22 protein-coding genes and 1 tRNA gene are annotated in these 19,878 nt (G+C 72.8%); 14 read left to right on the forward strand and 9 right to left on the reverse strand.

What is annotated here, in order from left to right:
- The first annotated feature begins 18 nt into the window (after window positions 1-18).
- The 11 genes from AUC44_RS13910 to prmC all read left to right on the forward strand — a co-directional run bounded on the left by AUC44_RS13910 (window position 19) and on the right by prmC (window position 10,336).
- Window positions 19-1,101 (forward strand): glycosyltransferase family 2 protein, encoded by a 1,083-nt coding sequence (locus AUC44_RS13910; RefSeq protein ID WP_417926376.1) that lies wholly within the window; start codon window positions 19-21, stop codon window positions 1,099-1,101.
- Between the two features lie 91 nt (window positions 1,102-1,192).
- Entirely contained in the window at window positions 1,193-1,921 is a 729-nt protein-coding gene (locus AUC44_RS13915) for a hypothetical protein (protein ID WP_062159256.1), read from the forward strand.
- A gap of 92 nt (window positions 1,922-2,013) precedes the next feature.
- Window positions 2,014-3,447: a phytoene desaturase family protein gene (locus AUC44_RS13920; protein ID WP_062159257.1), complete on the forward strand. Its 1,434-nt coding sequence runs from the start codon at window positions 2,014-2,016 to the stop codon at window positions 3,445-3,447.
- A gap of 82 nt (window positions 3,448-3,529) precedes the next feature.
- A complete protein-coding gene (locus AUC44_RS13925) occupies window positions 3,530-4,300 on the forward strand; it encodes a hypothetical protein (protein ID WP_062159258.1) in 771 nt (256 codons plus the stop codon).
- Window positions 4,297-5,475, forward strand: a complete 1,179-nt coding sequence (locus tag AUC44_RS13930; protein ID WP_062159259.1) for a cytochrome P450 — start codon at window positions 4,297-4,299, stop codon at window positions 5,473-5,475. The genes AUC44_RS13925 and AUC44_RS13930 overlap by 4 nt, the downstream gene beginning before the upstream one ends.
- Window positions 5,476-5,655: 180 nt before the next feature.
- On the forward strand, window positions 5,656-6,993 hold the full coding sequence (locus AUC44_RS16900; RefSeq protein WP_197408547.1) for a carboxypeptidase-like regulatory domain-containing protein: 1,338 nt from the start codon (window positions 5,656-5,658) through the stop codon (window positions 6,991-6,993).
- 30 nt (window positions 6,994-7,023) lie between these two features.
- Window positions 7,024-8,214, forward strand: coding sequence for a DUF418 domain-containing protein (locus AUC44_RS13940; RefSeq protein ID WP_062159261.1), 1,191 nt, complete (start codon window positions 7,024-7,026; stop codon window positions 8,212-8,214).
- On the forward strand, window positions 8,207-8,707 hold the full coding sequence (locus AUC44_RS13945; RefSeq protein WP_062159262.1) for a low molecular weight protein-tyrosine-phosphatase: 501 nt from the start codon (window positions 8,207-8,209) through the stop codon (window positions 8,705-8,707). Before AUC44_RS13940 ends, AUC44_RS13945 begins: the two co-directional genes overlap by 8 nt.
- 190 nt (window positions 8,708-8,897) lie before the next feature.
- Entirely contained in the window at window positions 8,898-9,479 is a 582-nt protein-coding gene (locus tag AUC44_RS13950; protein ID WP_062159263.1) for a Jag family protein, read from the forward strand.
- 3 nt (window positions 9,480-9,482) lie between these two features.
- Window positions 9,483-9,662 (forward strand): hypothetical protein, encoded by a 180-nt coding sequence (locus AUC44_RS17330; RefSeq protein ID WP_335338671.1) that lies wholly within the window; start codon window positions 9,483-9,485, stop codon window positions 9,660-9,662.
- Window positions 9,659-10,336, forward strand: a complete 678-nt coding sequence (gene prmC / locus AUC44_RS13955; protein WP_335338700.1) for a peptide chain release factor N(5)-glutamine methyltransferase — start codon at window positions 9,659-9,661, stop codon at window positions 10,334-10,336. The genes AUC44_RS17330 and prmC overlap by 4 nt, the downstream gene beginning before the upstream one ends.
- Here the strand turns inward: prmC and AUC44_RS13960 are convergent.
- The 3 genes from AUC44_RS13960 to AUC44_RS13970 all read right to left on the reverse strand — a co-directional run bounded on the left by AUC44_RS13960 (window position 10,333) and on the right by AUC44_RS13970 (window position 13,992).
- Window positions 10,333-11,733 (reverse strand): MFS transporter, encoded by a 1,401-nt coding sequence (locus AUC44_RS13960; protein WP_231724458.1) that lies wholly within the window; start codon window positions 11,731-11,733, stop codon window positions 10,333-10,335. The two genes, prmC and AUC44_RS13960, sit on opposite strands and share 4 nt — an antisense overlap.
- Window positions 11,730-12,635 carry a ChbG/HpnK family deacetylase gene (locus AUC44_RS13965; protein ID WP_062159264.1) on the reverse strand — a complete coding sequence of 302 codons (906 nt, stop codon included), beginning with the start codon at window positions 12,633-12,635 and terminating at the stop codon, window positions 11,730-11,732. The genes AUC44_RS13960 and AUC44_RS13965 overlap by 4 nt, the downstream gene beginning before the upstream one ends.
- A gap of 262 nt (window positions 12,636-12,897) precedes the next feature.
- A complete protein-coding gene (locus AUC44_RS13970) occupies window positions 12,898-13,992 on the reverse strand; it encodes an acyl-ACP desaturase (RefSeq protein ID WP_062159265.1) in 1,095 nt (364 codons plus the stop codon).
- A gap of 190 nt (window positions 13,993-14,182) precedes the next feature.
- On the opposite strand from AUC44_RS13970, the gene AUC44_RS13975 reads away from it, so the two are divergent.
- Both AUC44_RS13975 and AUC44_RS13980 read left to right on the forward strand, forming a co-directional pair.
- The gene (locus AUC44_RS13975; RefSeq protein ID WP_062159266.1) at window positions 14,183-14,638 is read left to right on the forward strand and encodes a peroxiredoxin; all 456 of its coding nucleotides are present in this window, start codon (window positions 14,183-14,185) and stop codon (window positions 14,636-14,638) included.
- On the forward strand, window positions 14,638-15,636 hold the full coding sequence (locus AUC44_RS13980) for a ParA family protein (RefSeq protein WP_062159267.1): 999 nt from the start codon (window positions 14,638-14,640) through the stop codon (window positions 15,634-15,636). The genes AUC44_RS13975 and AUC44_RS13980 overlap by 1 nt, the downstream gene beginning before the upstream one ends.
- Window positions 15,637-15,646: 10 nt before the next feature.
- Here the strand turns inward: AUC44_RS13980 and AUC44_RS13985 are convergent, their stop codons facing one another.
- Entirely contained in the window at window positions 15,647-16,375 is a 729-nt protein-coding gene (locus tag AUC44_RS13985; RefSeq protein ID WP_062159268.1) for a PIG-L family deacetylase, read from the reverse strand.
- Between the two features lie 107 nt (window positions 16,376-16,482).
- Here AUC44_RS13985 and AUC44_RS13990 point away from each other — a divergent pair.
- Window positions 16,483-16,557 (forward strand) — tRNA-Thr (locus tag AUC44_RS13990).
- 45 nt (window positions 16,558-16,602) lie between these two features.
- Here AUC44_RS13990 and AUC44_RS13995 read toward each other — a convergent pair.
- From AUC44_RS13995 to gatC, 5 genes are all read right to left on the reverse strand, one after another.
- Window positions 16,603-17,046, reverse strand: coding sequence for a hypothetical protein (locus AUC44_RS13995; RefSeq protein WP_062159269.1), 444 nt, complete (start codon window positions 17,044-17,046; stop codon window positions 16,603-16,605).
- The gene (locus tag AUC44_RS14000; RefSeq protein WP_062159270.1) at window positions 17,043-17,570 is read right to left on the reverse strand and encodes a DinB family protein; all 528 of its coding nucleotides are present in this window, start codon (window positions 17,568-17,570) and stop codon (window positions 17,043-17,045) included. The genes AUC44_RS13995 and AUC44_RS14000 overlap by 4 nt, the downstream gene beginning before the upstream one ends.
- 32 nt (window positions 17,571-17,602) lie before the next feature.
- The gene (locus AUC44_RS14005) at window positions 17,603-18,169 is read right to left on the reverse strand and encodes a hypothetical protein (protein ID WP_062159271.1); all 567 of its coding nucleotides are present in this window, start codon (window positions 18,167-18,169) and stop codon (window positions 17,603-17,605) included.
- Window positions 18,170-18,249: 80 nt separating this feature from the next.
- Window positions 18,250-19,527, reverse strand: coding sequence for a serine--tRNA ligase (gene serS, locus AUC44_RS14010; RefSeq protein WP_062159272.1), 1,278 nt, complete (start codon window positions 19,525-19,527; stop codon window positions 18,250-18,252).
- A complete protein-coding gene (gatC, locus tag AUC44_RS14015) occupies window positions 19,527-19,820 on the reverse strand; it encodes an Asp-tRNA(Asn)/Glu-tRNA(Gln) amidotransferase subunit GatC (RefSeq protein ID WP_062159273.1) in 294 nt (97 codons plus the stop codon). The genes serS and gatC overlap by 1 nt, the downstream gene beginning before the upstream one ends.
- Window positions 19,821-19,878 lie beyond the last annotated feature (58 nt).

Consider the following 19,878-nt stretch of genomic DNA (forward strand, 5'->3'; position numbering starts at 1 on the left):
GTGAAGGGGCCGCCCGAGCTGGCCTGGGTGCGGGCGTACCGCACGGTCACGGCCGTGTGGCTGCTCGGCAAGGCGCTGACGCTGGCCGTGAACGCCGTGACCTTCCCCCGCCTGCGCCCGGCCCCCGTGCCGCCGGGGGGGCCGCGCGTGTCCATCCTGATTCCCGCGCGCAACGAGGCGGCGAACCTCCCCGTCACGCTGCCCGGCGTGCTCGCGCAGGGCGCGCACGAGGTGCTCGTGCTGGACGACCGCAGCGACGACGGTACGGGCGACGTGGCCCGCCACCTGGGTGCCCGCGTCATTCCCGGCGCGGCGCGGCCGGACGGCTGGCACGGCAAGCCCTGGGCGTGCCAGCAGCTCCTGCGGGCCGCGAGCGGCGACATTCTGATCTTCACGGACGCGGACGTCACGTGGCATCCGGGCGCGCTGGGCGGCCTGCTGCGCGAACTGCACGCGTCGGGCGCGGACCTGCTGAGCGTGCAGCCGCGCCAGTCGAACGTCACGCCCGGCGAGCGGCTGCTCACGCCCCTGGTGGACGCCGCCGTGCTGTCGTACTTCCCGTTCCCGCTGCTGCGCATGACCCCGCCTCACCCGCTGGCGACCATCGCCAACGGGCAGGTCATGGCGTACCGCCGCGCCGCGCTGACCCGCGTGGGCGGGTACGCCGCCGTGCGGGATCAGGTGCTGGAGGACACCGTCATGGCCCGCAGGCTGGGTCAGCTGGGCCTGCGGGTCTCCACCGTCATGGGTCAGGCGTGCATCGGCGTGCGGATGTACCGCTCGTACCCGGACTCCGTGGCGGGCTTCGGGAAGAACGCCCTGCCCATCCACCTGAACTCGCGGGCGTTCATGCTGGCCAGCGTGGCGCTGCACGTCGCGGGGCACACGCTGCCGTGGCTGCTGCCCCTGCCGAACCGCAACGCGCTGCGCGCCGCGAGCCTGCTGGAACGGCTGGCCGTGAACCTCATCGCGGGCCGCCGCACGCCCGCCGATCTGGCCGAGGGGCTGCTGGGGCCGGTCACACCGCTGCTGGCCTTGCCGGTCATGGTGCGCGCCCTGCGCCGCCGCGTGAGCTGGAAGGGCCGCGAGTACCGGCAGTGACCGCCCCGGGCCAGGACGGCCCCGCCGATCCCTGAACGCCCGGCGGGCGGGGGTTCATGCGCCGCTCAGGGGCCGGGCGGAGGCTCGGGGCATGTTCCTGAACCGTGTCCGTCTGGCCGCCGCCCTCCTCCTGTCGTCGCTGCCGCTGGCGTCCGCTGCGGGCTTCACCGAGGCGTCGTTCGCGCAGGTTGGCGCACAGGGCGGGGCGGGCATCTGGAAGCCGGTGCGCTTCTGGTGCGATACGCCGGGGCGGGTGCTGGCGCTGTCCGGCACGGGGGCCGGAGCGGGCACGCTGACGCAGTGGGTGGGTGGGGCGCGCTCGCAGGTGGGCGTGACGGTCGGCGCGGACGATCCGGGCGCGGGGCAGGTGTACACGCCGCTGACATTCGCGGGCCGCACGGCCCCGGCGCCGGGGTTCTTCGTGCACAGCAGCAACGTGGAGAACGTGCAGGACCCCGCCTACCGCCTGACGCACGTCAGCGAGTTCCGCGTGCCCGCCGGGTCGTTCGCGTGCCGGTACGTGCCGCAGGCGGCGGTGCTGGCCGCCACCGCGAAGCACAGCGTGATCGTGTGGGAGGCTGGTGGGAAGGTCACGTACGCCAGCCGCAACCGCGACGGCACGCCGGGCGTCATGATCAACGGCGGCACGCGCGCCACCCGGGACGGCCGGACCGAGTACCGCTGGAACCGGGGTGGGTACGGGTACGTCCTGACCGTGGGGCTGGCCGGACACGCGGGCGGTGAGCTGCGCGTGGAACGCGCCGGGCGGACGCTGAGCCGCGAGAGCCTGCTCGCGTACTCGGTCAGCACCCCCCGCTGAGCGGGTCTCGCATCTGACACTGTGCGCCGCCGGGGGTGCTCTATGCTCTGCCTCGTGATCCGTTCATCTGTCTGCCCGTCCGGGGCGCGGCCGTGAGGCGCACGCCGCAGCATGTCGCGGTGATCGGCGCGGGCTTCGCGGGGCTGGCGGCGGCGCTGCGGCTGGCCCGGGCGGGCGCGCGGGTGACGGTGCTGGACGCACTGGACGGCCCCGGCGGGAAGGCCGCGCTGGGCATGACGGCGTTCTCCAGCGGACCGACGGTGGTGACGATGCCGCAGGTGTTCCGCGCGCTGCACGCCCGCCTGGAGCTGCCCCTGCCGGAGCTGAGCGCGGCGCGGCCCACCACGACGTACCACGCGCCGGGCGGGCGGCTGTTCGCGCCCGAGGCGCTGCACGTCGCGGGCAGCCTGGAACCGACGCTGGCGCAGCTCTCCCGCCCCGAGGGACGGCGCTACGCGGCGCTGCTCGCGTCGTCCCGGCGGATGTACCTGGACGCGCAGGACACGTTCCTGTTCGCGCCGCCGCCCGGCCCGGCCCGGCTGGCCCGCTACGCGCTGACCCGGGGTCGGCGGGCCGCGCCGCTGTCCCCGCTGCACCGCCACGTGCGCTCGGGGCCGTTCATGACGCCGTTCTGGCTGCGCTTCGCCACGTACCTGGGCGCCGACCCCTACCGCGCGCCGGCCGTGCTGCACAACATCGCGTGGGTGGAACTCGGGTACGGCGTGTGGCACCTGCGTGGCGGCCTGCTGGATCTGGCGCGCACCCTGCACGCGCAGGCCGAGGCGCTGGGCGTGCGCTTCGAGTTCGGCACGCGCGTCACCAGCCTCAGCGCGCACGGGGGCCTGATCCTGGGCGCGCACACCAGTCAGGGCGCCTTCGCGGCGGACGCCTGGGTGAGTGCCGCCGACCGGGCCCTGACGCTCTCCTGGCTGGGGGGCACTGAGAAACCCACCCCGCGCGGCGTGAGCGGCTTCGCGCTGCAACTCCAGCTCTCGGAGGACCGGGGGCAGGCGCACCACATCTTCTGGCCTGCCGAGTACGCCCGCGAGTGGCGCGACATCCGCGCCGGGCGCCTGCCGCGCGACCCGACGCTGTACCTGCACCTGGACGGCACGCGGGGGTTCCTGCTCGTGAACGCCCCGCCCGACCCGGGCGTCACCGACCGCCCCGAGGAGTACGGCGCGTGGCTGCTGGGCCGCCTCCAGGAGCGGCTGCGAGACACCCCGGCCGGCCCGCTCCCGGTGGCCGACTGGCGGGCCCTTTCCCCGGCGGAGTACGCCCGCACCGCGAAGGGCGGCGCGCTGTACGGCCGCGCCCCGCACGGCCTGACCGGCAGCCTGCGCCCCGGCTGGCAGCTGCCACACGCCCGCAATCTGGCGCAGGTAGGCGGCACCGTCCATCCCGGCGGCGGCGTGCCCCTGAGCGTCCTGAGCGGCTGGAACGGCGCCGGGCAGCTGCTGGGCCTGAAGTTCGACGACCTCGACGGCCGTCAGGTGCCCCAGGGGACGGAGGTCTGGGAGTTCTGAACCCGGCCTCTCCCCTGGAGTAGGACCCCGCCGTCCACCTTCGGAGTGACGGCCCTGACGGGACAGCCCGGTACGCTGAGTCATGCGACTGCTGCTGCTGATCTTCGCTCTGATGGGTCTGGCCGGGGCGCAGGGGCCTGCTTCGCCGCTGCGACTGGTGACGTCCGAGGGGGTGGTCACGGCGTTCCGGGGGGCCGCCGCGCTGCGAACTCCGGCGGGGCGGCTGATCTGGCGGCGGGACCTGCCGGTGCGCTGGATCGAGGACGTGCAGGTGACGGGCGAGTCGCTGCTGCTGGCGGTGGCGGCGCAGGACGGTTCCGGGGTGCTGATCCTGAACCTGCGAACGGGGTTGCTGACCGGCGCTGACCTGCTGGCCGGGGCGAACCTGAACGTGGACGCGGCCGGTCGTGGGCTGCGCCGGGGCTGGGGGGTCGAGGGCGAGCGGGTCTGGTGGGTCTCGACGTCGTCCGGGGCGTACATTTCGTCGAGGACGCGCGTGGTGGATCTGACCTGGGGCCTGACGCAGGAGATCAGCGGGGTTCCCTTTGCCCGTCAGGGGCCGGTGCTCTTCTTCTCGCCGAGCACCCAGATCAGTCCCCTGTCGCAACCGGAGCGACTGGCGCTGATCTTCTGGGACACCCGCGCCGGGCTGGCGCAATCCCGCACGTTCACGGTCGCCGCGCGGCCCGGGTGCGGCGCGCTGCTGGACGCCTCCACGCTGGACGATTACGCGAACGACCTGGACGGACCGACCTTCACGGCGCTGCGCCGCGACGGGTGCGGCCTGTTCCGCAGTCGGTTCCTGTGGGCGCAGTCCGAACGGCAGACACCCGGTATCCTGCCTGCACCTTGAACCGCGCCGACTTCCGTGTCCTGCCTGAGCCGCCGACCCGTGCGGGGAACGGGCACCTGCAGGACTGGGCCCTCGCGCCGCTGCCGCTGATCGAGGAGGGCGCGGCGCGGGCGCGCGCGGCGGGTGGGGACGTGTTCCGGTTGCGGCTGGGCCTCCCGGCGGTGGTGGGGGTGGGGGCGGCGTGGAACCGGGCGGTACTGACGGACCTGGGCACGTTCCGCAGTGCGGGGAGCCTGTCGCGGATCGTGCCGTACCTGTCGGGCGGGGTGATCCTGTCGGACGCACCGGGGCACGCGGGGCGGCGCTCTCTGATGAATCCGGGCTTCGGGCGGGCGCACCTGCTGGCCTTGCAGGCGCGGACGCGGGCGGCGCTGCCGGGGGTGCCGGAGGGGGAGTTCGATGCGCTGGCCTGGGCGGACGGCGCGGTGCTGCGGCTGCTGAACGCGGCGTACTTCAGCGGGGAGTTCGATGAGGGCCTGCTGCACGCGTTCCTGGCGCCGCTGCGCCGCCCGTTCCCGGTGCCCGCCATTCCGCGTCCACTGCTGTTCGTGCGGGTCGATGCGGAGGTGCGCCGCCTCGCGCACGCCCGCCTGCGGGGGCGCGGCCACGACGACCTGCTGGCGGTGCTGGCCCCACTGCCGGGCGGGCTGGAGGAGGTGCGGGTGTCGCTGGCCGCCGCGCACGACACGACCACGCACGCGCTGGCGTACGCGATCTGGTTCCTGGCCCGTCATCCCGAGTGGCACGCGCCCGGGCATCACTCAGCGGTGCTGAAGGAGGTGCTGCGCCTGTTCCCGCCGGGCTGGATGGGCAGCCGCCGCCTGAGCCGCGACCTCATCTGGGGGGGCGTGCGGCTCCCGCGCGGAGCGCTGGCACTGTACTCCCCGTACCTGTCGGGGCGGGACCCGGCGGTGTGGGACCGCCCCGCCGAGTTCGATCCGGGCCGCTGGGCGCACAAACCCCCGGCCTGGGCGTACCTGCCGTTCGGCGGTGGGGAGCGGCTGTGCCTGGGCATGCACCTCGCACAGATGCTCATTCACGATGCGCTGGCGGCGCTGCCGCCGCTGCGGGCGGTACGGGGGAACGCGACGCCGCTGCCGGGCCTGACGCTGGGTCCGCGCGGGCCGCTGGTGGTGACGCGCGCCCCGGAACGCTCCGGAACCGGGCCAGCGTAGGCGGGGGCGCCTTTAGTCCGGTGGTCCGTGAGTGAGGTGTCAGCCGGAAGAGGGTACGCTTCAGGTCCGTTCCGCGTGCCACGGGGCAGCTGCCCGGTCTGCGGAACCTGCCCTGTCCACCCGCTGCCCGCCGCGGGGCTGACCGTCCGGTCGCCCCCAGACGCTCTGTAAGGAGATCCCATGCGCCGAACCCTGATGACCCTGACCCTTCTGCTGTGCGGCTCGGCCCTGGCGGCCGGACCGAAGTCCGCGCTGGTGGACGCGGCGTTCATTGACGGCGCGCAGATCGTGAACGGCTCGCCGGAACTCGCGGAGTTCGCCGGGGCGCTGCGCACGGTCGCGTCGGAGGCGGGGGGCAGCTGCACGAAGAGCGAGTTCGTGGTGTGGGATTCCGTGCCGGACCTGGAGGGCAGTTTCCGGCAGGTGCTGGGCAGCCTGGGGTACACGTACTCGGAGCTGAGCGCCAGTGACGATCAGGACGGCCGGTTCGTGGCGTTCAAGCTGACCAGGGGCGCGGCGGCGCTGTCGGGCATCTGGGCGGACAGTGACGGCACGACCCTGCTGGGCTGGTGCACGCTGAAACTCAGTGCGCCGGTGGCGGCCCCGGCGGCGCTCACGCCCACCACGCCCGCGAAACCGGCCGCGCCGGCCGCGCCCACGCGTACCCCGGCGCCAGCCGCGCCCGCCCCCACCGTGAAGCCGCCCGCACCGAAGCGCGGGTTCGTGACGGGGCTGGTGCTGGACACGCAGGGCCGGCCGCTGGCGGGCGCGGAGGTGTTCATCGTGGGCACCACGTTCACGCAGGGGCAGCGGACGAGTTTCACGGCCATCAGCGGCAAGGACGGCACGTACGCGATCCGCGTGCCGGATGGCCGGTACCACGCGTCGGCCAGCGTGAAGCGGACCCTGGGCGGCGCGAGCTTCACGCTGCCGCTGCACCCGGAATCGGGCTCCCTGAACACCGAGGTTGATTCCAGTGAGGGCGGGAACCTGAACTTCCGCTGGCGCCTGACCGGCAGCAAGCCCGGCGGCGGGAAGGACTGGGATGACTACTACGGGGCGAGCGTGGACCTGAGCTACTGCGGACTGCCTGCCAAGGCGTACTGCAACGAGCGCTACGCCGAGGTGATCCGGACGGCCGCGCCGGGGGGCAGCGAGGTCACGCTGACCTTCACGCCGCAGGGCGCGCTGATCGACGGCACGGCGGGCCGCCCGGTCGTGATGACGTTCCGGGCGGCGCCCCTCTCCCCTCCCGGCGGGTACCCGTACACCGATCCGAATGGTGGGGGGCGCACCACGCTGGGGCAGGGCTGGGCGTACCACGGGGAGAACTTCAACGACCTGCCGCTGGGCGTGTACACCGTGAGTGCCGTGGCGACCACCCCGGACGGCCGCAGGGTGCCGCTGAAGCTGGGCCTGACCGACAGTGACGTGGAGCACGCGACCGTGACGCTGCGCTGGGCGTCATACGACGTGAGTGGCGGCCTGAAGCAGCTGCGGGTCTACGTCCGCGACTGAGGGCCGGCCGGGCGCGCTAGCCTGCGGGGGATGACCGAACCTGCCCCCGCGCCGCTGCCCCCGGACCTGGCCCCGCCCGCCGCGCCGGAGGTGGGGCCGGTGCGGGACCGGGCAACCCTGCCGGACGTGCTGCGCGGCGCGGCGCTGCTGGGCATCCTGATCGTGAACATGCAGGATTTCGCGGGCTTTCTGGAGTGGCAGCAGCGTGGCCTGGACCGCGCCGCGCAGGTCGTCACGGACACCCTGGCAAACGGGCGGTTCATCTCGATCTTCGCGATGCTGTTCGGGTGGGGCGCATCCGGCATCCTGGCGCGGCGCGGAGTTGGCGTGTTCCTGCGGCGGCACGCGGCGCTGCTGCTCGTGGGGGCGCTGCATTACGTGCTGGTGTGGCACGGGGACATCATCAGCAACTACGCGACGCTGGCGCTGGCGCTGCTGCTGGTCGCGCACCTCTCGGCCCGGGCGCTGCTGGTGGTCGCCGGCGCGCTGGGTACGTGGTGGCTGGGCCTGGGCCTGCTGGCCACCGCCGCCATCGCCGGCCAGAACCGGCCGCGCTTCGCGTTCCTGCCGGACCTGCTGCCCACCTACGCCCAGAATGTTCACGCGCGCGCCGCCGAGTTCTGGCCGCTGCTGTGGGAGGGCGACCTGTTCAACGGGCCGTGGCTGGTGGCGCTGTTCTGCCTGGGCGCCGCCGCCGGGAAGACGGGGCTGCTGACCCGCCCGGCCGAGCACCGCCCGCTTCTGCGCCGACTGGCCGTGGGGGGCCTGGGCGTGGGGCTGCCGCTGGGGCTGCTGCTGGCGTACCTCAATACCCTCCCCAGCGAGCTGGCGGGCACGCTGGCCCTGCCGGTGCGCATGGCGGGCGGGCTGGCGGGCGCACTGGGGTACGTGGGCGTGCTGGGCCTGCTGGCCGCGTCGGATCGCCTGGGGGCGTGGCGCCTCTTCGCGGCGAGCGGCCGGATGGCCATGACGAACTACCTCACCCAGAGCGTGGTCATGACCCTGATCTTCTACCCGTACGGCCTGGGACTGGGCAACTGGCCGGGCACCGGCCGCAGCTGGGGCGCGGCGGCGGGCCTGGGCCTGTCGCTGCTGTTCGGGCTGGCGCAGCTGCCGCTGAGCGCGTGGTGGCTCTCGCGCTTCGGGCGCGGCCCGGTGGAGTCGCTGGTGCGCTGGGTGGCGTACGGGCCTGCGGCCCGGCAGAATCGTGGGCATGACTGAGCAGGCGGGAGAGACGGGAAGGCCGCTGCGGGTGCTGGCGCTGTGCCTGGGCAACATCTGCCGCAGCCCGCTGGCCGAGGCGCTGCTGCGCCGCGAGCTGGCGGCGGCGGGCGTGCCGGCCGTGGTGGACAGCGCCGGGACGGGCGCGTGGCATGTGGGTGAGGCGGCCGATCCGCGCAGCCGGGAGGTCGCGGCCCGCCACGGCGTGACCCTGGATGGCCGCGCGCGGCAGCTGGACGCGGCGGATTACTACGAGCATGACGTGATCCTGGCGATGGACGCCTCGAACCTGCAGGGCGCGCGCCGCCTCAGCCCGCCGAACGCGGAGGCGCACCTGCGGCTGATGCGGGACTTCGATCCGCTCGCGCCGGGCGCGGACGTGCCGGACCCGTACTACGGCGGCGCGGACGGCTTCACGCAGATGTACGAGATGCTGGAACGCAGCGCCCGCGAGTTCGCGCGGCGGGCGGCGGCGGGGGCCCTGGGCAGGTAATCCGAATCCCGCCTGTTGCGGTGGCAGACCGGACCACCGAGCGGCGCACTCTACGCCCGGAAGGACGTTTCCTGCGCCGCAGCCCTGCGGGTCGCGTCCGCCCGGCTGGAACAGCGTGCGCCGATCAGTCCGCCGGAGTCCGGAGAACCCGGTGGGAGGTGTGTGAGAATCGCGCGCTAGACTGCGGGGCATGGATAACCGCACGAACCTGGACGACTACCTCGCGGGGCTGGGCATCAGCGACGCGGACGAGAGCGAGCTGCCGCCGCCCGCTCCCGACGCGGCCCCCAGCGCCCCCACGCTGGAAGCCGCGCCGGAAGATCCTCGCGCGGCGCTGGAACGTTTCCTGCAGGGCCTCGTGACCCGCATCGACCCGGACCTGTCCGTCACCGTCCGCGAGGCCGAGGACGCCCTGGAAGCCGAGATCACCGGCGAGCACGCCGCGCGCCTCGCCGGGCGCGACGGCCGCACGCTGGGCGCAATCGAGGTGCTGGCGTACACGGTCCTCGCCAAGCAGGAGGGCCGCGGGCACCTGCGCGTCCGCGTGGACGTGGGCGGCTTCCGCAGGCGGCAGGCCGACACGCTGACGAAGCTCGCCGAGCGGCTGGCGGTGCAGGTCGCCAAGAGCGGCGAACCGCACGAGCTGCAGCCCATGCCGCCCGCCGAGCGCCGCGTGATCCACATCGCGCTGAAGGAGCACCCGGACGTCATGAGCGAGTCCGTGGGCGAGGGCGCCGCCCGGCGCCTGATCATCAAACCCCGGCACGGGTGAGACATGACGCTGCGTGACCTGCTGAGGCGGGGCGCGGCGCAGCTGGGCGCGGCGGGCGTTCCCTCTCCGGAGGTGGACGCCCGCGCGCTGCTGCTCTGCGCGCTGAACCTTTCGCCCGTGTCGCTGCTCACCCGCGCGGGGCCGAGGTCGCCCCGGCGGACGAGGCGCGTTTCGAGGCGCTGATCGCTCGGCGCGCGGCGCGGGTGCCCCTCCAGTACCTGCTGGGCGAGGTGGAGTGGGGCGGCGTGCGGCTGCGCTGCGACGCCCGCGCGCTGGTGCCCCGCCCGGAGACCGAGTGGCTGCTGCACCTGACCCTGGAGGCCCTCTCGCCCCTGGCGGCCCCGCGCGTGCTGGACGTGGGCACCGGGACAGGCGCACTGGCGCTGGGGGTGAAGGCCGCCCGCAGAGGCGCGCAGGTCACCGCGACCGACCTCAGCCCGCAGGCACTGACGCTGGCGCGTGAGAACGCCGCCCTGAACGGCCTGGAGGTCACGTGGGTGCAGGCCGACCTGCTGACGGGCGTGCCGGGACCGTTCGACCTGATCGTCAGCAACCCCCCGTACCTGCCCGACGCGGACCGCGAGGACGTGCAGCCGGAGGTCACGCACGACCCGGAACTCGCGCTGTACGGCGGCCCGGACGGCCTGACCCTGGCGCGGCGGCTGGCCGCGCAGGCGACCGGCGTGCTCGTGCCCGGCGGACGGCTGCTGCTGGAACTCGACCCGCGCAACGCGACAGCCTTCGCCGCCGAGCTGCGCACCCAGGGCTGGGCGGCCGGCACGGCGGCGGATCTGACGGGACGGGAACGGTTCGTGACAGCGCAGTGGCGTGGGGCGGCGGGGTCAGCCCTGCCCTAACTCTGGGCGGCGGCCTGCCCGGTGCGCCTGCTCGCCAGGGCGTCGCGCATGGCGCTCAGGCGCGCGCCGTGCAGGGGGTAGAAGCTCAGGATCGCCAGGGCCAGCAGCGCGCCCGCGATGGGCGGCACGGTCATGAAGAAGCGGAAGCCGTCGGCGACCACGCCGGGCTGCACGGTCAGTGTAGGATCGTAGCCGCTGGCACGCGTGACGGCCCCGAAGGTCTGGGAGGTCAGGGCGCTGCTGAGGGTGGTGATGAAGCCCGCCATGCCGTAGTACATGCCCTCGCGGCGCTGGCCGCTGCGGAGTTCGTCGTCGTCGATGACGTCGGCGAGGATCACGTCGCCCATCAGGATCAGGCCCGCGAGGGCCGCGCCGAACAGCACGGTGGTGATCGCCGCGCCCACCAGGGAGTTCACGAGGGCCAGCGGGATCAGCGAGGCGGCCGTCAGCGCGAAGGCCAGCATCAGGGTGCCGCGCGGGCCCAGGCGCGGCGCGATGAAGGTCCGCCAGGGGTACAGGGCCAGTCCGGCGGTCACGAACGCCCCGGCGAGCAGGATGGTGGTGGCCGCGCCGCCCTCGATGCCGAGGCTGTAGCGGACGTAGAAGCCCATCCCGGCGGCCAGGGTGCCGGTCGCGAAGAAGCGCATGGTGAGCGCCGCGACCACGATCAGGAACGCGCGGTGCGTGAAGGTGGCGCGCAGGGCGGTGAAGAAGCCCAGTTCGCGGTCACTGCTGCCGGGCCGCTCGAACAGGCCGCCCAGCCCGGCGAAGATCGCGGCGGCGGACAGCGCGGCGAACACCCAGGCCATGGCGGTCCAGCCGATCATCCCGGCCAGCAGGGGCGGCAGCGCCAGCCCCACGAGCAGGCCGAAGATCTGCACGGCGTTCATGCGCCACGCGACGTCGGTGCGCTCGCGGTAGGTGCGGAACATCTCGGGCAGCAGCGCCAGGTACCCGGTGCCCACGGCCGTGGCGAAGCCCTCCCACAGGACGAGCATCACCACGAAGTACACGAGCAGCGCGACCGGCTGATCGGTGCCGCTGAACGGCGCGCTGAACAGCAGCCCGAACAGCAGCAGGCTGGGCAGCGCCCCGAACCGCACGTACGGGATGCGGCGGCCCCAGCGGCTGCGGGTGCGGTCGCTCAGGAAACCGATCAGGGGATTGTTGGCCGCGTTGTACAGCGCGAAGAAGGTCATGGCGGTCGCGGCCCAGGCGGGATTGAGCTTCAGGTGGTCCACGTAGTACAGCAGCAGGAAGCTGGTGGTCTGCGCGGGGATGGTCAGCCCGAAATTCATGATGGCGTAGCGCCAGCGCTGCGAGACGGTGGTGTCGGGCGTCAGCTCCGCGCCGGGTGCGTCGGGCAGCGGCGCGTCGGGGACGGGCGTGGCGGTCACGCCTGACCCCGCAGGGCGCCCTGCAGCGCGCGGTACGTGGTGGTCTTCACGCCGCTGCGCGCGAGCATCGCCGGGAAGTCCGGCGAGAGGAACGCGGCGTGGTTTGCCACGCGCCCCGCCCAGTCGCCGCAGATGGCGCGCAGTTCGGGCGTGTCCCGCGCGGGGTGCAGGATGAAGTGCGTCAGGCCCGCCGGAAGCGAGAGGAGCAGGTCCTCGATCAGCGGCAGGTGGTCGCCGCCCACGTGCAGCGGCAGCATCACGAGGTGATCCACGAGCGGCACGCCCCGCGCCTCCAGCGTGCGGGTCACGGCCGCCATCTGCGCGGCCTCCGGCTCACCCAGCCCGTGCGAACGCCACCCGGCCTCGTCCAGGCGCGGCAGCATCGGCACGATCCCGCGCGGCAGGGCGGCGTCCAGGCACGCCTGGAGGAATTTGGGGTGCGCGGCGGCGCCCATGTGCGCGTCCACGTGCGAGACCTCGATGCCCCAGTCCAGGGCGCGGCTCACCTGCGCCTCCAGTTCGGCGCGCGCGGCGGCCGGTTCAGCGTGGGCCTGCGCGGCCTCCACGCTGGCGTGCATGAACCCCTGCGGGTCGATCAGGCCGCTCTGCGGGTCGCGGGTGCTCAGGGGAGCCCAGCGGTAGGTGGGCCACTCGCTGGTCAGGGTCAGGTGCACGCCCAGGTCCGCGCCGGGCAGGTCGCGGGCCAGGTCGGCGGCGGCGGGCGCCCAGGCGCAGGGCGTCATCACGGACGCGCTGCTCAGCGTGCCGGCCCGGAACAGATCGGCGCAGCCGCTCACGGTGGCCTCGCACATGCCCAGGTCGTCGGCGTGGAAAATGACGACCCGGTCGCCGGGACTGAATCCCAGCGCGGCCAGGGCCGGATTGAGGGCAGGGGTGGTCATGACGGTCTCCTTGAGAGGGGGCGGCTGGACTGAACGGTGAACCCAGCATGCCACGCCCCCGCGCGCCGCGCGACGAAAAACCCGCCCCGGAGCAGGGGGCGGGCAGAGGGAGAAGTTGCGGCTTTACATACGGGTTCCGGGCGTGGAGTTGACAACCCGGAACATCACCGGGTTGCCAACTCCACGCCCGGAACCCGCCTTACTCCTCCTCGCATCCGCTCGGATTGAACGATTTTGGCAAACCGTTCAATCGGAGTGGGGGTCAGTCGTCGGCGGCGCTGGACCCCGTGCGGGGCACCTCGGGGTTCTCGATGAACTCGGTCGGGTCGATCGCGTCGAAGCCGATCTCCTTCTCGTAGTCCTGGATCTTGACGTGCAGGCGGCGGACGTCGCCCTCGACGGCGCCGTAGTCGAAGGTGTCCCAGATGGCGGTCGTCTTGAAGTTCCCGCCGTCGAAGTCCGGCACCTCGCGCGTCTTGCGGATGCCCTCCTCCAGCGCCTTGCGGCTCTCGATGCCGAGGTTGCGGAAGGCGACCTGCATCACGTCGCGCTGGAAGTCGCGCGGGCCGTAGATCCCGGCGCGGTACACCGTCTCGAAGAAGTGCTCCCAGTTCGGCACGAGCTGCGCGGCGGGCATGCTGAACTGGCTGATCACGTTCTTGATCGCTCTCAGGGTCTGCTCGGGGTAGTAGTACAGGTACATGCGCACGCCTTCCAGGAAGAAGTTGTAGTGCGCGGCCTCGTCCACCGCGATGGTCTGCGCGACCTTCGCGAGTACCGGGTCCGAGACGCCCTTCAGGTGGGGCTTCTCGCTCCTGCCCTGGGCGATCTTCATCATGTTCAGGTAGTTCAGCTGCGTGGCGCGCTCCTGGAACACGGTGTACACGAGGTTGTGGATCGCGTCCGGGAACGGCAGTTCCCAGGTCTGGGATTTCAGGCGGTCCTTGTACTCCTCGACCCACTGCGGGCTGCGCTGGCCGCTGAACAGCACGGCGTTCTCCCAGGCGTCGGCGTGTTTTTCCTCCTCGCTGCCCCAGCGGAGCTGGAAGTGCGAGCGGCCGTGGCTGCGCCGCACGAGGTGCACGAGGTTGCTCGTGAAGTCCGGCGCGTACTGCTCGACGGCGAAGAAGCCTTCGAGGACCGTGATGACCTCGGGCGGCAGGTTCTTGTTCAGGCTGCGCCAGTCGAAGCTGCGGTCCGGGTTCCAGTTGCGGGTCTCCTGGCTGCGGGCGGTGTACCAGCGGTACAGGCCCAGGAAGCCGCGCTCGATCAGGCGGTCTTTCTCACGGTTGCTGAGCAGCCCGGCGGGGGTGCGGGGGCGCTCGTTGAGCATGTTGGGGGGCATCACATCGGCCATGGGTTTTCCTCCTCGGATGGCGCGCCGCCTTGCCGCGTGTGAAGCTGCGCGGGGCAGACGGCGGGGACGGTACACAGGCAGGCTACGCCCAGCCCCGGCCCGGCAGGCTCATCACGGGACTCGGTTCAACATGAGAGACCGTGTCGGGCTGCGCCGCGCGGCCCCGGGCGCGCCCGGTACACTGCCGGGCATGAGCCTCGTCGGACAGCCCGCGCCCGATTTCACCCTGCCTGCCTCCACGGGTGAGCAGATCACCCTGAGCAGCTACCGCGACCAGCAGCACGTGGTGCTGGTGTTCTACCCGCTGGACTTCAGCCCGGTGTGCTCCATGCAGCTGCCCGAGTACTCCGGCCGTCAGGACGACTTCGCGGACGCGGGCGCCGTGGTGCTGGGCGTGAACCGCGACAGCGTGCACGCGCACAAGGCCTGGGCGGCCGAGTACGGCATCGAGGTGCCGCTGCTGGCCGACATGAAACTCAACGTGGCCAGGGCGTACGGCGTCGCCATCGACGACCGCGGCATCAGCGGGCGCGCGGTGTTCCTGATCGACCGGTCGGGCGTCGTGCGCTACCAGCACGTCGAGGAGAAGACCGGGGACTACACCGTGCGCCCCGAGGCGGTCCTGGCGAAGATCCGCGAACTCTGATGGCCCCGCAGGTCATCAGCTTCATCAACCTCAAGGGCGGCGTCGCGAAGACCACCGCGACCGTCCAGCTGGCTGACACGCTGGCGTTCATGAAGCACAGGCGCGTGCTCGTCATCGACCTGGACCCGCAGACGAACGCCACCCTCGCCCTGATCGGTGAGGACCGCTGGGAGCAGGCCGACGACGACGGCCAGACCCTCGCGCACCTGTTCCTGGACCTGCTGCGCGGCGACGGCACCTTCACCTTCGACGCCACGCAGGCCATCATCCGGGGCGTCAGCAACCTCAACCGCGTGCCGCCCGAGATGATCGACCAGCTGCCCCCCCAGACCCGGTACGGCCGCGTGGACCTCCTGCCCAGCTCCATCCGCCTGATCGACGTGCAGGACCACATGCAGGACATCGCGGGCCGCTCGCACTACTCGGTCGGCCCGATGGAAGCCGTCAAGAAGTTCGTCGCGCCGGCCTTCAGCGCGTACGACTACGTCCTGATCGACTGCCCGCCCAACCTGGGCTTCGTCACGCAGAACGGCCTGGAGGTCAGCGACCACTACCTGATCCCCACCATCCCCGACCGCCTGAGCACCTACGGCATCCCGCAGATCGCGTCCCGCATCGCGCAGATCCGCCGCGCCCGCGACCTGAGACTGCGCTGCCTGGGCGTCCTGATCACCAAGTACCAGAGTCAGAGCGCCCAGCACCGCCAGGGCCTCCAGCGCCTCCCGGACGACCTGAAACGCGCCTTCCAGACGACCGGCGAGGACACCCCGCCCATCCTCACCACCGTCCTGCCGCAGACGAACGCCAGCGCCGAGGCCATGACCAGCGACCGCGCCCCCGCCAACTACCGCGAGAAGTACGGCGGCGGCGTCGTCGCCGGGCAGGCCGCGTACAGGTACGGCCTGGACCTCGCCGACGAGATCGAGGACCTCCTGGGCGGCCAGACCCGCGCGCCCAGCCCCTTCAGCCAGTGGGCGCAGGCGATGGGCGGCCGCTGAGCCTACTGCTCTACAGAGTCAGCGGGTCGACCAGCAGGGCGTCCTCCGCCTCGAACGCCTCGGCGTAGCGGACGCGGGCCATGGTGCCCCAGTACGTCATGCGGGCGCGGCGGCGCTCCACGATCTCCGGCGTGACCGTCTCCGAGATGGCCGCGCCGGAGAACTGACTCTCGTGCGCCAGCACCGACGCCGCCCACACGTCCTGCACGTCCGCCACGTCGATCAGCACGTTCGGGGTGATGTCCGCGTTCCCCTGATACAGCAGCACCCGCGACACCCGGTGAGGGTCGCCCGGCAGGTCCGCCTTCGCCAGCTGCGCTAGGTGCACCGCGCGCTTGCTCAGGTGGTACGACCCGAAATGATCCGGGTGCCGGTCCCGGTGGTGCGGCACGACCAGCACGCGGGGCCGCACCGCGCGCAATGCGGCCGCCAGGGCGTGCGCGCCCTCCAGCGTGTCCCGCAGCTCCCCGTCCGGCAGGCCCAGCTGCCCGCGCCACGCCAGCCCCATGATCCCGGCCGCCCGCGCGCACTCCGCCACGCGCACCTGCGGCGACCCCTGCGTGCCCCGCTCGCCGCGCGACAGTTCCAGGATGCCCACTGCGCGGCCCGCCCGCGCCAGCCGGATCAGGGTGCCGCCCGCGCCGATCTCCGCGTCATCCGGGTGCGGGGCCAGCACCAGCCACTCCAGCGGCTGCACCCGCCCATGAATCGTCTCGAACACCAGTTCCGCGTCACTCATGGCCCGCAGCATAGGCCCCCGCCCCACCCGGGCGGCTCGCCTTGACACCCCCCGCCCCCCTCCATATACTCTTTGAGCTTCACATGGGAAGCCCCAATCCGTAGCCCGCCAGTGTAGCTCAGGGGTAGAGCAACTGATTCGTAATCAGTAGGTCGTCGGTTCAAATCCGACCTCTGGCTCCAAAGAAAAGGCCCGCCTAGTGCGGGCTTTTTTGCTGTCTGCTGGGGTCATTCCAGCACGAAGCGGATGCTCTCCTCGAAGGTGATGCGGGCGACATCGGCGCGCGGCAGGACGACGTTGCGGCGCCAGGGCATCCATTCGGTCTGGCCCTGGGCGCTGCGCAGGAAGCCGCGCAGGCCGACCTCGACGTAGCGGGCGTCCCCGCCGAGCAGGGCGGCCAGTCCGGCGCGCACGGCGTCCGGGTCGGTCAGGGGGCCGGTCAGGCGCGCGGAGGGAACGCCCGGGGCCTCCTCCAGCGTGGGGGGGGTCTGTCCGGTGTGGGGCTGACCGGTGGGGTTGGGGTGCGGGCGGTACAGGTCCACCGTGAAGCCCGGCAGGGCCAGCAGCGCGGCGCGGGCCTGCGCCTCGGGCAGCGGACGGGTGAAGGTGACGTGCAGGTCGAGCTCGAAGCCGCGCGTGCCCTTATCGGTGCGGGAGGTGGGGGCACTCACGGCTGCGCACTCCGTTCCAGGGCCTTGCGGTGCTGGTACAGGTGCGCGGCGACCATGCGGGTCCAGTCCAGGGCGTCCAGTTCCCCGAAGAACGGGTGCCACAGGGTGCGGCCCGGCGTGGCGCGCAGCCCGGCGGCGACGTTCAGGAAGCCCGCGCGGCTCTGCGTCCAGCTGCCGTCCAGGTCGGCCCAGGCGAGGCCCGTCTCGCTGGGACGGGTGTGGGGCGGGGCGACGCGGCGGCCGTCGGGGGTGAGTTCCCCGGGGGTCTGTGGGGTGGGGCGCAGTTCGCGCTCGGAGAGGAGCAGACCGACGCCGCGCGCGATGGAGTCGTTGATCTTCAGGACGTGCTCGGCCTCCTGCGCGGGGCTCCAGTCGCGGCCGGGCTGGGTGCGGGTCCAGTCGTCCCGGCGGGTCCGCAGGTGGGCCTCCAGCAGGTCGAATTCGCGTTCCAGGCGGGCGCGGACGTCCTCGGGCGTGGCGCCCATGGTGGCCAGCACGGCCGGGTCACTCAGGGGTCGGGTCATGCGGGCAGTGTACGCCGCGTGGCCCGGCGCGGTCAGCCCTGCATCCGCCCGGCCCACACGCCCAGCGGGCCCGCGCCCGCCACGCCGCAGCGCGCCCGGAACGGCAACCCGGCGGGCGTGCGCCAGCGGCTCAGGGGCTCGGCAGGGCCGTAGGCGTCGAAGTCCCGGTCCTGCGCGGCCAGCCCGGCGGTGACGCAGTCCTGCACGGCCTGTGGGCGGAAGGCCCGGCCAGTCAGGGCGCTCAGGAACGCGGCGGCCTCGCGGGTCTGCGCGGCGGTCAGGCGCGTGCCGCGCGGGGCGCTGGGGCGCAGCAGGCGCGCGCCGCTGACCTGCCCGCCGGGGCGGACGTCCACCTCCAGCCGCCAGCCGCTCGCGGTGCGGTAGGTGAGCTGCTGGCCGTCATGCCAGCCCAGGGTGTCCGGCGTGTTCACCCGGACGGTCTGGAGGGTGCAGCGCAGCGCCCGGCACAGCGGCGTGGCGGGGACGTCCACCGGGCGGCCGATCCAGGCGGGCTGCGCCGCGCCGCCGGCCTGCGCGGACGTGAGCAGGAGCAGCGCCGGCAGGGCGGCGCGCAGGACCTTCATACCGGCAGCCTTCATACCAGCAGGGTAGCGGGCACGCATGAGGAGGGGAGGGGGACCGCAGGTCGGCGCGGTCCCCCTCTCCCCCGTTCCTGAAGTCAGCGGACGGGCTGGCCCAGGACGGCCCTGCCGCCCAGGTACGGGCGTAGCGCCTCGGGCACGTGGATAGTCCCGTCGGCCCGCTGGTGGTTTTCCAGCAGCGGCACGAGGATGCGCGGCGTGGCGATCCCGGTGTTGTTCAGCGTGTGCGCGTACACGAGTTTGCCGTGCTCGTCGCGGTAGCGCAGGCCGGTGCGGCGCGCCTGCCAGTCGCCCAGGTACGAGCAGGAGTGCGTCTCGCGGTACTTGGCCTCACTGGGCACCCAGGTCTCGATGTCGTACATCAGGACCTTGCCGGCGCCCATGTCGCCCGTACAGTTCTGCACGACGCGGTACGGGAGTTCGAGCGCCTGCAGGATCGCCTCGGCGTTGCCGAGCAGGGTCTCGAACCACTTCAGCCCCTCCTGCTCGTCGGCGCGGCAGATAACGTACTGCTCGACCTTGCGGAACTCGTGCACGCGGATCAGGCCGCGCACGTCCCGCCCGGCGCTCCCGGCCTCGCGGCGGAACGCGCCGCTGATCGCGGAGAAGGCCATCGGCAGCTGGTCGGCGCTCAGCTGCTCCCCGGCGTAGAGGCTGTTCACGGGTACCTCGGCGGTCCCGGCCAGCATCAGCTCGTCGCCCTCGAGCTTGTACACGCTCTCCTCGTCGCCGGGGAAGTGCCCGGAGTTCACGAGGGTCTCCGGGCGCACGAGCGCGGTCGTGCTCAGCGGCGTGAAGCCCCGGCCCGCCAGGAAGCTCATGGCGAACATCTGCACGGCCATCTCCAGCAGCGCGCCCTCGCCCTTCAGGAGGTAGCTGCGGCTGCCGGACACGCGCGCCACCCGCTCGAAGTCGCTCCAGCCCTGTCCTTCGAGCAGTTCGACCTGATCGCGCGGCGTGAAGTCGAACTCCGGGAGCTGCCCCTCGCGGCGCAGTTCGACGTTCTCGCTGTCGTCCCGCCCGACCGGCACCGAGGCGTGCGGGATGTTCGGGACGCGCAGCAGCAGCTGCCTGAGGTTGTCCTCGTGGGCGCGCAGGGCCGGGTCGAGCGCCTTGATCTCCTCGGCGAGGTCCTTGCCCTTCTGGATGAGCGCGGGGCGCTCCTCGGGCGTCGCCTTCGGCACCAGTTTCGCGTTGGCGTTGCGTTCGGCCTGCATGGCCTCCACCCGCTGCTTGAGGTCCACCAGTTCGCGGTCGATTCGCAGCAGCTCGTCGATGTCCAGGGGCACGCCCTTGACCTCCACGGCGTGCTTCACGGCCCCGGCGTTCTCGCGGATGAACTTGAGATCCAGCATCAGTCGGTCTCCACGGTGCGGGGGACGCGGATGTGGCCGTCGGGCATGCTCTCGGGCGCCAGCGCGGTCACGGTGCTGACGGGGAACGCGTCGCCCGCCACGTCGTCGCGCAGGACGTTCACGAGGTTCACGGGGCGCTGCATCTCCTGCACGCCGCCGGTGTCCACCTCGCTGAGCTGTTCGAAGTAGCCGAGCACGCGGGTCAGGTCGGCCTGCATGGCCGCGCGTTCCTCCGGGGTCAGGTGCAGCCGCGCAAGCTGCGCGAGATGGTCGATCTGGGCCGCGTCAATCATGCCCAGAAGTATAGGCGGCGGCCCCCGGAACCCGCACCCGCCCGCTGGCGTAGTCAGG

It is taken from the genome of Deinococcus actinosclerus (assembly GCF_001507665.1).
Lineage (GTDB): Bacteria > Deinococcota > Deinococci > Deinococcales > Deinococcaceae > Deinococcus > Deinococcus actinosclerus.

Coding starts and splice junctions, on each gene's coding strand:
- serS (WP_062159272.1), bottom strand. CDS start 19,527: ATGCTGGATCTCAAGTTCATCCGCGAGAACGCCGGGGCCGTGAAGCAC.
- AUC44_RS14000 (WP_062159270.1), bottom strand. CDS start 17,570: ATGACCCGACCCCTGAGTGACCCGGCCGTGCTGGCCACCATGGGCGCC.
- gatC (WP_062159273.1), bottom strand. CDS start 19,820: ATGATTGACGCGGCCCAGATCGACCATCTCGCGCAGCTTGCGCGGCTG.
- AUC44_RS13965 (WP_062159264.1), bottom strand. CDS start 12,635: ATGACCACCCCTGCCCTCAATCCGGCCCTGGCCGCGCTGGGATTCAGT.
- AUC44_RS13945 (WP_062159262.1), top strand. CDS start 8,207: ATGACTGAGCAGGCGGGAGAGACGGGAAGGCCGCTGCGGGTGCTGGCG.
- AUC44_RS14005 (WP_062159271.1), bottom strand. CDS start 18,169: ATGAAGGCTGCCGGTATGAAGGTCCTGCGCGCCGCCCTGCCGGCGCTG.
- AUC44_RS13915 (WP_062159256.1), top strand. CDS start 1,193: ATGTTCCTGAACCGTGTCCGTCTGGCCGCCGCCCTCCTCCTGTCGTCG.
- AUC44_RS17330 (WP_335338671.1), top strand. CDS start 9,483: ATGACGCTGCGTGACCTGCTGAGGCGGGGCGCGGCGCAGCTGGGCGCG.
- AUC44_RS13980 (WP_062159267.1), top strand. CDS start 14,638: ATGGCCCCGCAGGTCATCAGCTTCATCAACCTCAAGGGCGGCGTCGCG.
- AUC44_RS13985 (WP_062159268.1), bottom strand. CDS start 16,375: ATGAGTGACGCGGAACTGGTGTTCGAGACGATTCATGGGCGGGTGCAG.
- AUC44_RS13940 (WP_062159261.1), top strand. CDS start 7,024: ATGACCGAACCTGCCCCCGCGCCGCTGCCCCCGGACCTGGCCCCGCCC.
- AUC44_RS13925 (WP_062159258.1), top strand. CDS start 3,530: ATGCGACTGCTGCTGCTGATCTTCGCTCTGATGGGTCTGGCCGGGGCG.
- AUC44_RS13950 (WP_062159263.1), top strand. CDS start 8,898: ATGGATAACCGCACGAACCTGGACGACTACCTCGCGGGGCTGGGCATC.
- AUC44_RS13970 (WP_062159265.1), bottom strand. CDS start 13,992: ATGGCCGATGTGATGCCCCCCAACATGCTCAACGAGCGCCCCCGCACC.
- AUC44_RS16900 (WP_197408547.1), top strand. CDS start 5,656: ATGCGCCGAACCCTGATGACCCTGACCCTTCTGCTGTGCGGCTCGGCC.
- AUC44_RS13975 (WP_062159266.1), top strand. CDS start 14,183: ATGAGCCTCGTCGGACAGCCCGCGCCCGATTTCACCCTGCCTGCCTCC.